Raw genomic sequence first — 10,675 nt, forward strand, 5'->3', positions numbered from 1 at the left:
AGTTTGTGAGTTTGTGAGTTTGTGAGTTTGTGAGTTTGTGAGTTTGTGAGTTTGTGAGTTTGTGAGTTTGTGAGTTTGTGAGTTTTCCCATTCATAGGTGCGGACTTAAGTCCGCACCTATGAATTGTCATTTGAAATGCTATTTGTTATTTTAAATTTTGCCTCATGCTTCATGCCTAAAATCACTGTTTGCGATGCGCTAGCACGACAGGTGGCAAACCGTTAAAAGGATTAGTCATTCTGCCAATGGTTTTTGCTTCCATTCCGGCTGCTCTAACTACGGTTCGATCGCCATATTTTTCTCTTATTTTATCTAGTGCTTTATATAAATTGATGGCTTGCTCGCTATCGTCAAAAAGGTTGATCTGATAATTACCGCTTACGATATGAGAAAATCTGATTCCTATCAATCGTATCAATAACCTGCGCTGAAAGAGCTTATCAAACAATTCCAGAATACGCGGAATCAAAATATGATCTGCGCTGCAGTAGGGAATACGCATTTGCTTGCTGTAGGTATTAAAATCTGAGTAGCGTATTTTTACATTAATACAAGCGGTAAGTTTATTACCACGTCTCAATTGATACGCAAGATTTTCGGTCATTGCAATGAGAATAGACTTTAACTTTTTTATATCTATGGTGTCTTTATCAAAAGTTCTTTCGGTTGATATAGACTTGCGTTCATTAAACGCCACAACAGGACGATTATCTACACCTTGCGCACGTTGCCAAATCAAAGAGCCGTTTTTACCTAAAACGTTTATCATCATTTCTTGCGGCATTTCTTGAACGGTATGAATTTTTTTAATTCCTAGATGCCTTAAAGTTTGATAGGTCTTATCACCTACTTGCGGAATCTTCTTTATGGAAAGTGGCGCGAGAAAACTTTTTTCAGTACCATAATCTATGAGTAGCTGATTATTAGGTTTTGCCTCGCCAGTAGCAATTTTAGAAACAACCTTATTGATAGAAAGACCGAAGGAAATAGGAAGTCCTGTTTCTTTGATGATCTTGTTGCGCATCTCTGTAGCAAACTTATAGCAACCATAAAATCGATCCATTCCAGTAAGATCTGCATAGAACTCATCGATACTGGATTTTTCAAATAGTGGTGTTTGTTCTTTAATAATTTCAGTTACCTCATCAGAATGTTTTGAATAAGTTCCTGCGTTTCCACGTATAACTACAGCTTCTGGACATAACTGACGCGCAAGCTTCATAGACATGCCGCTATGAACTCCATAACCACGAGTTTCATAACTACAAGCTGCTACAACACCACGATCACTAGTTCCACCTACAAGAAGTGGTCTCGCTTTAAGTCGTGAGTCGATCTTCCTTTCTACAGAAACGTAAAAAGTATCGAGGTCCAAATGCATGATGTGTTTATCGTTCATAATATTTTCCACGTAGGCGGAAATCTTTTTTAAGTTACAGCAATGCTGTTTTTAATTTTATCAGTCATTTCGCTGTAGAGCGGAATCGGTTATTATAATCTTTAGGTTTTCTTTGATTTCAAACCCATCTTCGACATGCTCAGATGGACAATTTGTATTTTAATCATCTGTAATACTGTCTTAAAACATGCGGTCAAAAAACCTCACAAGAAATATCTTGTGAGGTTTAAGGCTAACTCGCTTTATATTTTATGTATTCCTAGGTGTTAATCTGCCATGTTTTTGATGACTAGATCGTTTACTGTAGGTTCCATAAAGCTTACAAAGCCTTCTTTTTCAATTTCGTTTTTAAAGTGTATGCCGTTTTGCTGTAATACTTCATGAAGTGTGTGATATACTTTATGAATCAGATCTTCGGTTTCTGCCACTTTATCTGACCATGATTTCACTTTATGAACCACTTTCATAGTAGCTTTTTTACTGCTTTGACGAGTGATTACCAGCTGTTCTACTCGTTGTGCTAGTTCTGTTTTAATAAGTTCTATGTTCATATCTTGATACATTTTAAAATAAAACAAATTGATCTCCTTCAACCAGACGCTCTTCTCTAATCACGTATTCATCTTCTTCAGCATATTTAAGTCTTTCATATAAACAGCGATCATAATCCTTGAATAATTTATCACCTATAGGTTTTAAAAGCTCTAAACCGTTTGCATCTGGCTTTTTGATTTTTTGCGAGATAGGATAAGCATTGAATCCTTTAGAATCAAAAGGCTGCATCATTCTAGTAAGTTCTTGTATAGAAATATCTGGATTGAGCCATTTTTCTTCATCTGCTCTACTCAATACTACAGGTGCTCTGTGGTGCTCAATTCTTTCTGTCAACCTATTTGCAGCACTAGTGATAATAGCTACTGTATGATGTAACTCTCCTGTTAATGGATGTTGCCAGGTATCGTGAATTCCTGCAAGAGCAAAAGGACCACGGTCACGATTAGGATAAACTAGATAAGGCTTGTTAAGTTTTTCTTGCTTAGGTCCTTCTATGAATGCATCTACAAGAACAAGACAACGTTGCGATTTAATCGCATGACGAAACATAGGCTTATTAAAAATACCCATCGCTCCTTTGTATGTAGAACTATTTTCTGGATTCAAACTTCCTTCACTGCGTGCATTAATCATATACGTTTGCTTGTGTGCCCAGTGAGGTGTATAACCTAAAGTAAACATTTGTATATGATTAGGTTGTGTACTCGTGATGACTGGTATTTTATTACCAGCACTTATATTCACGTTTTCTTGAAGTACGGCACCTTTTGCAAAAGCGGCATTAAAACGCTTTTCTAACTCTACTGCTGGTGTAATTATCGTTGCTCTTCCACACATAATTATAAGTTTTATGGAAATATTCCAAGAATCATTCCGTTTTACGTGTCAAATATATGGAAATATTCCAATATTATGGAAATATTCCAGTGTTAAAATTGGAATTATTCCTAAAACCTCTATATTTGCTCTATGGCACAAGAGATTTCAACAGAGGCAAAGAGGTTCAAACAAGTACGAGAGGACTTAGGAAAAACACAAAGTGAGTTTGCAGACTTGCTCGATGCAGGTAGCACAACAGCAGATATTGAACGAGGTAAAAAGAAAATTACCGGCAAGATCGTGACGGAATTATTGCGACAGTTTAATGTAAATCCTTTATGGTTGTACGGGAATAGTTATAATAAGTATCTAGAAACAAGTACCAGTACAGCGCCTAAAATTATTACCATGGACACAAATGATCGTGAAAACATGATCATGGTTCCTATAAAAGCCAGTGCTGGATATGCCAGTAATGTACAAGATACCGATTGGTATAATGAACTTCCTGCTTTTAATATACCATTGCCGCAATATAAAGAAGGTAGTTACAGAGCTTTTCAGGTAAAAGGTGATAGTATGTTACCTGTGTTGCAACCTCAAGAATGGGTAATGGGAAAAGCTGTAGAAAGTGTGCGTATGGCAAATGACAATCGCATTCATGTAATTGTAACCGCAGACAGTGTTCTTGTTAAAAAACTACGCAAGTCAGAATCTCCAGAAGCAGTAAATTTAATATCACTCAATAGAGAATATCCTGTGATAGAACAACCAGTTGCCGAAATCAAAGAGCTTTGGGAAGTAAACTCTAAATTAAGTTTTGACCTCGATGTTCATGAAGGAGAAGAAGCGATGATTTCTCTTAAGCAAGGATTAGATAGCCTACGTGAGGAAATTCAAAGCATAAAAAAAGGAACTTCTTAAGAAGTTCCTTTTTTACAAATATTAGTGACGATCAATCGGGATCGTTTTCTGTAGGATTTGTATCATAAGTAGATTCATCACTATTATCATTAGGTACATCATCACGCAATTCTTGAACTTCTACCTCTTTCTCTTCTCTACATGAAGTAGTAAACATACCTAGAGTAAAGAGAAATAAAAATAATATGCTTAATTTTTTCATCTTATATTGTTTATGGTTGAAACTCAAATTTAAAATATTTAACCAGCGCATCTTCTTACAATTTTCATAAAAAAAGCCGCCTTGAAGGCAGCTTTAATAATGTGGAATAACAATTATTAATTATCGTCTCCTATTTTTTCAATTTCTTCATCGATTTCTTCATTGATCTCTTTATCAACTTTTTTAGCAGTTCTTTCAAGAATTCCTTCTGTTTCTTCAGCAGCTTCTTTAGTTTCAGTTTCTACTTCCTTAACTATCGTTTTAGTCTCGGTCTCTCTACATGATGTTAACGCTGTTGCAGTTAATAAAAGCATTGCAACACTTAAAACAATTTTTTTCATAATAATGGTCGTTTTTATATTAAAATGTAAATTTATTAGTATTTACCCTATACCATGTTTAAGCTTTTCACAAATTTTATTAAAATAAGTTAATTATTTTTCCGCTTTCGCGAAAGCGGAATATCTTACAGAAAAAAGAGTACATGAGCTTCTATAAACTTTATGATTTCCTGAGAGACTTGCAAAAAAACAATAACAAAGAATGGATGGACGAGAACCGAAAGCGTTATCATGAAGTGCGTGACTGGTACATCGACTGGTTGAATCAACTGGATGTAGAATTAGGGAAAATAGATCCTGATTATGTATCTACTGATGGAAGAAAAGCGATCAATCGCATCAATAACAACTTGATGTTTCATCCTAATAAGCCTATCTATAAAGATCATTTTGGCGCTGGAATGGACCTCAACGAAAATGGGAAACAAGGCGATTTCTATATCCATTTAGGAACAGAAGAGTCCTTCATCGCTGGCGGATTCTACAAACCTAAAAAGGAATTACTCGACTCCATACGCGATGCGATCGATTACAATGGTGAGGAATATAAAAAGATCATCAATAAGAAATCCTTTAAAGAAACCTTTGACGTAATCGATGATGGTGATTCTTTAAAAACTGCTCCTAAAGGCTATTCTCAAGACCATAAACATATTGAATTGTTGCGCATGAAAACATTTGCCGTGCAACATGATCTTACGCAAAAAGAAGTGACACAAGAAGATTTTATGCAACGATGTGTTGATGTTTATAAGGAAATGATTCCTTTCAGAGCTTATTTAAATAAAGCAGTTACGGTTTAAATCAGTCCCTATAATACACATTAAACTCCGCGCCCATTCCGTAATCATCGTTACCAGATCGTACTAGTTTACTATTAGGATTATAACTTAAATCAAATAATTGCCAAGTCTTGTTATTAAAGAAAATACGTCGTACCCACGTATTTTTACCTTCTATTTCTTTAGTAAAAGGTAGTAGAGGTCGGTAAGTAGTGGATACTTTTTCCACACCAGATCTTGTTTTTATTTCTCGGTATTTTTTGGCTTTGATCAATTTTCCTTGAGGATCTGTATAACCTAGAACTTGTATAGAAGCAAATATTCCGTTTTGTGGAATGTTGATTTTAAGTTCTTCAATGTCTAATTCAAATGTTTCCTCACTAGTTTGATCAATGATAAATGTTTTTGATGGATAGAGCGATCTACGTTCTGGACTGCCATCTTCTTGTACATTATAAAAAGAAACTCTAAACATGGTAGAAAACTTACGTAGTTTTCCTTTTCTGCTTTTCTGACTTTCTTCAAGAACTACAGGTAATTTCAATTGAGTAATTTGTGTAGGTTCGCCATCATAACGATCAAATCTTACAGCTATCTCACTTTCTACGGTAGGTAACCAGCAATCAAAATAGTTATCGTGTCCTATCTCTTTTTTCTTTCTGTTCTTAAATTTCCCAGTAAGTTCAGCAGTTAAAATAACGGTATCTAATTCGTCTGCTTGTTGAGATAGAAATACTTCTGGCTTCAAATCAGAAACTGCAATGCCTAAATCTGCATAACCGATGCTAGAAAAAAATAAAGAATCTACATCTTTATATAAAGTCTCTGTAAACCGAAAACTTCCTTGATCATCAGCAAAAGTTCCTTTACCGTTTCCAAAGCTAATGGTAGCAAAAGCTATGGCTTCTTTAGTTTGAGCATCTTTTATAGTGATGTCTTGACTTGATCCTAAGTTACAACTGAGAAGTAAAAGACTAATCCAGAATAAGTTTTTCATCTATTGATTTTAAATATGTTACAATCTCGCGTGTTGCGCCGGTATTGCTATTGATCCAGTGACCACAAATCATTCCAGTTTTATCTCTAAAATGATCATCTTCAAGCAATTTGTTTGTGATAGATTCAAATTCGCTAGCATTTTGAACTGAAAACAGTCCGCCGAGGTCTTCTAGCTTACTGGCTTCTGGAAACTTTTCATAATTCTTACCTATAATTACAGGAACGCCGTAAGTTGCTGCTTCTAGAATATTATGCAAGCCTTTTGTTCCCATTGCTCCACCTACATAAGCAAAATCTGCATAGCTGTAGGCTTTGGTTAAAAGTCCTATCGTGTTTATAACAAGTGTAGACTTTTCTGTAAAAGCAGTTGGGGTGTTTTCATTTAAATCACTCCATTTTACCACCTCATATTGAAGCGATTTAGAAAGGCTTTCAATAGATTGATCATTTACTTCGTGTGGAGCAATAATGATTTTATATACTCTACTTTTTTCATTCTCACGTAACCAGTTTTTCATGATAAAAATATCTTCTGGCCAGGAACTTCCTATTACAAGACATTTTTTACCGTTTACAAATTCGTCTAATAAATTCACTTTATTATCTCGTTCTATGAGTTGGCTGGCGCGATCAAATCTGGTATCACCACTTACGCTGGCGTTAGTAAAACCCAGTTTTTTGAGATTTGTCAACGAAGATTCATTCTGTAGAAAGAAATGATCAAAAGATTCTAACGATTTAGTCATCCACTTTCCATACCAACTATTAAACGACATTTTATCTCTAAAAACACCACTTACTAAAATGGTTGTACAATTCATTTCTCGCAGCGCTTTAAGGTAATTAGGCCAGAATTCATACTTCACCATAATAGCTAGAGATGGTTGTACCACATCTATGAACTTATTAACGTTGCTTACCGCGTCTAAAGGCAGGTAACAAACAACATCCGCTAGCTCAGTATTTTTCTTATTCTCATAACCGCTAGGTGAGAAAAAGGTAAGTATCACTTGATATTTTTCACGGTTAAGGTTTTCTAAAACTGGAACTACTTGTTCAAACTCGCCCAGACTTGCTGCGTGCACCCATATTTTAGGCATAGAAGATTTCACTTTCCGGTCCAGAATATCCCAAGTACGTTCTCGTCCTTGCGCACCTAATTTCAGCTTTTTATTAAATGCTCCAGCTAGTGGTAGGCACGCTTTCGCGAAAGCGATAATAACATCATACAACTTCTCCAAATCAATCTATTTTAATCAAAAATACTATAAATATAAAGGTTATGGGATTCCTATCAATAATGCGTATTTTTACACGTATATGTGGTATTGCAGCCGCATGATTAACAATTGAAGCAAATGCGTAAAATACAGATGGTTGACCTACAAGGTCAATATGAAGGAATAAAGGATCGAGTGAATAATGGGCTGAATGAAGTGATAGAATCGGCAGCTTTTATAAATGGTCCAGAAGTACATGCCTTTCAAAAAGAACTAGAAGATTACCTAGGTGTAAAACATGTAATTCCTTGTGCAAATGGAACTGATGCGCTTCAAATTGCAATGATGGGATTAGGTTTACAACCTGGAGACGAAGTTATTACTGCCGATTTTACTTTTGCCGCAACCGTAGAGGTGATTGCACTTTTAAATCTGACGCCAGTTCTAGTAGACGTAAATCCGTATAACTTTAACATCGATACTGAGGCGATTAAAAAGGCGATTACTCCTAAAACTAAGGCTATTGTACCGGTGCATTTGTTTGGTCAGACCGCAAATATGGACGAGATAATGGCTATTGCAAAAGAGCATAACCTTTTTGTGATAGAAGATAATGCACAAGGAATAGGATCTAATTACATGCATAGCGACGGTTCTAAGTCTAAAACCGGAACAATAGGAAATGTAGGGACTACTTCTTTTTTCCCTTCTAAAAACTTAGGAGCTTATGGAGATGGCGGCGCTATTTTTACAAATGATGATGAGCTAGCACATATTATACGTGGTGTGGTAAATCACGGTATGTACGAGCGTTATCATCACGATGTAGTAGGTGTCAATTCTAGACTAGACGCAATGCAAGCGGTAGTCTTGAGAGCAAAATTACCTCATCTTAACGATTACAATAACGCACGTAGAGATGCAGCGCGCAAGTACACCGCTGCTTTTGCTCAAGAAGAGAAGATCATTACACCTATAGTTTGTGATAATTGCGACTGTCATGTATTCCATCAATATACGTTAGTGATTAAAGACGCAGATCGTGACGGACTAGTGAAACACTTGCAAGCCAATAACATTCCGTGCGGTGTGTATTACCCAATCCCACTGCACAAACAAAAAGCTTATGCAGATGAGCGTTATAATGAGAACGATTTTACAGTTACAAATCAACTAGTGAAGGAATGTATTTCTTTACCTATGCATACGGAACTGGATGATGAGCAAATTAAATTTATTACAGATCACGTTAAGGAGTTCATCAACAGATAGAATCATTAAACTCATAAAAAACAAAAAGCCACTATGAAAGTAATATTAAATCATCTTTTTATAGTGGTTTTTTTGTGTTCCGCTTTCGCGAAAGCGGATACCGCACCATCCTATGATAAAGAATGTATTTATGTTGCTGCAAAAAATGGTTTAAATATGCGTGATGCAGCTGGACCAAATGGTAAGGTGATAGAAAAACTCCCATATGGAACAAAATTAGATTGGACGCCGCCTGGTACTAAAGACATAAAAACCTATGTAATGGATAACGGTAAAAAAGTGGAAGGCTACTGGGTAAAAGTATGGAAAAGCGTCCCTTATCAAGATTTAAAAGATAATACTGGAGGCTATGTGTTTAGCGCTTATTTAAAATACCATCTCAAAGAAATCCCTTCTAGCTCGCTCTATTTATTCAATCATTTCTCTCTGCAAAACCGGATAGCGGGAGATTACTTTGACGCTTCCTATGACATAGATAGGGACACATTCAACTACTCTGCATACATAGATTGTTATCCATGGTATGAAGAACATTATGAAGAGATTACTGCACACAAGAACGATGCAGAAAAATATTACTCTATTCCTGCAGATACCTTGAAAAGGTATATCAAACTTGAAATTGTCGATTATAAAGATGTCATTTCTCAAAGAAAAGAGACCGCTTTTGACCTAGATTACAGCTTCCAGCCTGAGTTACTAGCTCTAGATGATGATCACAATGAATTTGACTTTTTAAAAAGATATTATTTACCCTTAAAAAACAAAGATTCTGTAGAAGTAAAAGCTCATACTGGCGAGTTTCCTCATAATGTAGAATATATAGGTGAAGTTAAAAAACAAAATAAATACTTAATAGCAGCAAATTTTGAAGGCTTAGAATATGCATGGATTGATCAATTTACCGGTGAACGCATACCAGTTATGACTCCTTTAATTTCACCTGATAACAGTTATGGTATCAGTCATGATACGGTCTATTATGAGCCTGGAGCACAAATTGGCATCAACTATTTTGATAATAAGCTTCAGGCTTATCAAAGTCTACATATCAATTTTCAGTCTTGGGTGGTGAGCACTTCTATTTCAGACTCTTTTTGGGTGACAAATAACGCTATCGTACTTAAGGTTTACCCTATTGATAATACCATTCAAGAAGTAGAAATGGATCAACCTATCCAGCCTCACTGGCAGTATTTAAAATTAACTATTTTATAAATTGTTTTCATAACTTGTGACTTCAATTTATACTTATGAAACTGCGATTTACATTATTACTTGTTTTAAGTCTCGCTTTCGCGAAAGCGCAAACCACCTACATACATGCTGGTCATTTATTAGACACCGAGAAGGGAAAATGGATGGAAGAAATGACCATAACCATTGAGAATGGAGAAGTTCTTAGTGTCGAAAACGGTTATACAAACATTCCATCAAATGCCGATTATTACGATTTAAAAAACAAATGGGTCATGCCAGGTTTTACAGACATGCACGTTCACATGGAGACGGAATATAATCCACATGCATATGTACAAAAATATGTGGATGACCCAGCAGATGTTGCTTATGATTCTGTTAAGTATGCTGAGATCACCTTAATGTCTGGTTTTACCACCGTAAGAGATTTAGGTGGTAGTGGTATTAATATTTCGCTACGTGATGCCATTAATAAGGGAAAAGTACCTGGTCCTAGAATTTTTACTGCTGGCAAGTCTATCGCAACAACCGGCGGTCATGCCGATCCTACAAATGGGTCTAATCAAAAATTAATGGGCGATCCAGGACCAAGAGAAGGCGTGGCAAATAGTCCAGCAGAAGGAAGAGAAGCCGTAAGACATCGTTATAAAAATGGTGCAGACTGTATTAAAATCACGGCAACTGGTGGCGTACTGAGTGTGGCAAAAAATGGGAGCAATCCGCAATTTACGGTTGCAGAGATTAAAGCGATTACAGAAACAGCAAATGATTATGGTTTTCATGTGGCAGCACATGCTCATGGAGATGAAGGAATGTACCGCGCTGTAGAAGGTGGCGTGAAGACTATTGAACATGGTACTTATATGAGTGAACGTACAATGGAATTAATGATAGAAAAAGATTGTTACCTAGTTCCTACCATTACTGCGGGAAAAGAAGTAGCTCAAAAAGCCGAAGTTGA

General features: G+C 36.1%; 12 protein-coding genes. 5 read left to right on the forward strand and 7 right to left on the reverse strand.

Going from position 1 to position 10,675, the window contains the following annotated elements:
* Positions 1-182 precede the first annotated feature (182 nt).
* From dinB to A9Q93_RS05660, 3 genes are all read right to left on the reverse strand, one after another.
* Positions 183-1,400: a DNA polymerase IV gene (gene dinB / locus A9Q93_RS05650; protein WP_303686406.1), complete on the reverse strand. Its 1,218-nt coding sequence runs from the start codon at positions 1,398-1,400 to the stop codon at positions 183-185.
* Positions 1,401-1,666: 266 nt separating this feature from the next.
* Positions 1,667-1,951 carry a hypothetical protein gene (locus A9Q93_RS05655; protein WP_303686407.1) on the reverse strand — a complete coding sequence of 95 codons (285 nt, stop codon included), beginning with the start codon at positions 1,949-1,951 and terminating at the stop codon, positions 1,667-1,669.
* Positions 1,952-1,964: 13 nt separating this feature from the next.
* Entirely contained in the window at positions 1,965-2,792 is an 828-nt protein-coding gene (locus tag A9Q93_RS05660) for an SOS response-associated peptidase (protein WP_303686408.1), read from the reverse strand.
* A 132-nt stretch (positions 2,793-2,924) separates the two neighbouring features.
* Here A9Q93_RS05660 and A9Q93_RS05665 point away from each other — a divergent pair, with 132 nt between their 5' ends.
* A complete protein-coding gene (locus tag A9Q93_RS05665; protein ID WP_303686409.1) occupies positions 2,925-3,698 on the forward strand; it encodes a helix-turn-helix transcriptional regulator in 774 nt (257 codons plus the stop codon).
* A 31-nt stretch (positions 3,699-3,729) separates the two neighbouring features.
* On the opposite strand, the gene A9Q93_RS05670 is transcribed toward A9Q93_RS05665, so the two are convergent.
* Both A9Q93_RS05670 and A9Q93_RS05675 read right to left on the reverse strand, forming a co-directional pair.
* Complete coding sequence (locus tag A9Q93_RS05670) at positions 3,730-3,900, reverse strand: hypothetical protein (protein ID WP_303686410.1); 171 nt, start codon at positions 3,898-3,900, stop codon at positions 3,730-3,732.
* A 116-nt stretch (positions 3,901-4,016) separates the two neighbouring features.
* A complete protein-coding gene (locus A9Q93_RS05675) occupies positions 4,017-4,241 on the reverse strand; it encodes a hypothetical protein (RefSeq protein ID WP_303686411.1) in 225 nt (74 codons plus the stop codon).
* A 143-nt stretch (positions 4,242-4,384) separates the two neighbouring features.
* Between A9Q93_RS05675 and A9Q93_RS05680 the strand changes: the two genes are divergently transcribed.
* Positions 4,385-5,044: a DUF2461 domain-containing protein gene (locus A9Q93_RS05680; RefSeq protein WP_303686412.1), complete on the forward strand. Its 660-nt coding sequence runs from the start codon at positions 4,385-4,387 to the stop codon at positions 5,042-5,044.
* Position 5,045: 1 nt separating this feature from the next.
* Here A9Q93_RS05680 and A9Q93_RS05685 read toward each other — a convergent pair whose 3' ends face one another.
* A complete protein-coding gene (locus tag A9Q93_RS05685; protein WP_303686413.1) occupies positions 5,046-6,020 on the reverse strand; it encodes a carboxypeptidase-like regulatory domain-containing protein in 975 nt (324 codons plus the stop codon).
* Positions 5,998-7,263, reverse strand: a complete 1,266-nt coding sequence (locus tag A9Q93_RS05690) for a 3-deoxy-D-manno-octulosonic acid transferase (RefSeq protein ID WP_303686414.1) — start codon at positions 7,261-7,263, stop codon at positions 5,998-6,000. Before A9Q93_RS05690 ends, A9Q93_RS05685 begins: the two co-directional genes overlap by 23 nt.
* 117 nt (positions 7,264-7,380) lie before the next feature.
* Here A9Q93_RS05690 and A9Q93_RS05695 point away from each other — a divergent pair, with 117 nt between their 5' ends.
* From A9Q93_RS05695 to A9Q93_RS05705, 3 genes are all read left to right on the forward strand, one after another.
* Entirely contained in the window at positions 7,381-8,514 is a 1,134-nt protein-coding gene (locus A9Q93_RS05695; RefSeq protein WP_303686415.1) for a DegT/DnrJ/EryC1/StrS aminotransferase family protein, read from the forward strand.
* A gap of 33 nt (positions 8,515-8,547) precedes the next feature.
* Complete coding sequence (locus tag A9Q93_RS05700) at positions 8,548-9,732, forward strand: SH3 domain-containing protein (protein ID WP_303686416.1); 1,185 nt, start codon at positions 8,548-8,550, stop codon at positions 9,730-9,732.
* 35 nt (positions 9,733-9,767) lie between these two features.
* A partial coding sequence (locus A9Q93_RS05705; RefSeq protein ID WP_303686417.1) for an amidohydrolase family protein occupies positions 9,768-10,675 on the forward strand: 908 nt, incomplete at its 3' end.

This window comes from Nonlabens dokdonensis (genome assembly GCF_002162835.1).
Taxonomy (GTDB): domain Bacteria; phylum Bacteroidota; class Bacteroidia; order Flavobacteriales; family Flavobacteriaceae; genus Nonlabens; species Nonlabens dokdonensis_B.

Excerpts from the sequence above, each read along its gene's own strand:
- A9Q93_RS05655 (WP_303686407.1), bottom strand. The coding sequence starts at position 1,951 with ATGAACATAGAACTTATTAAAACAGAACTAGCACAACGAGTAGAACAG.
- A9Q93_RS05670 (WP_303686410.1), bottom strand. The coding sequence starts at position 3,900 with ATGAAAAAATTAAGCATATTATTTTTATTTCTCTTTACTCTAGGTATG.
- A9Q93_RS05675 (WP_303686411.1), bottom strand. The coding sequence starts at position 4,241 with ATGAAAAAAATTGTTTTAAGTGTTGCAATGCTTTTATTAACTGCAACA.
- A9Q93_RS05660 (WP_303686408.1), bottom strand. The coding sequence starts at position 2,792 with ATGTGTGGAAGAGCAACGATAATTACACCAGCAGTAGAGTTAGAAAAG.
- A9Q93_RS05695 (WP_303686415.1), top strand. The coding sequence starts at position 7,381 with ATGCGTAAAATACAGATGGTTGACCTACAAGGTCAATATGAAGGAATA.
- A9Q93_RS05700 (WP_303686416.1), top strand. The coding sequence starts at position 8,548 with ATGAAAGTAATATTAAATCATCTTTTTATAGTGGTTTTTTTGTGTTCC.
- A9Q93_RS05685 (WP_303686413.1), bottom strand. The coding sequence starts at position 6,020 with ATGAAAAACTTATTCTGGATTAGTCTTTTACTTCTCAGTTGTAACTTA.
- A9Q93_RS05665 (WP_303686409.1), top strand. The coding sequence starts at position 2,925 with ATGGCACAAGAGATTTCAACAGAGGCAAAGAGGTTCAAACAAGTACGA.
- dinB (WP_303686406.1), bottom strand. The coding sequence starts at position 1,400 with ATGAACGATAAACACATCATGCATTTGGACCTCGATACTTTTTACGTT.
- A9Q93_RS05680 (WP_303686412.1), top strand. The coding sequence starts at position 4,385 with ATGAGCTTCTATAAACTTTATGATTTCCTGAGAGACTTGCAAAAAAAC.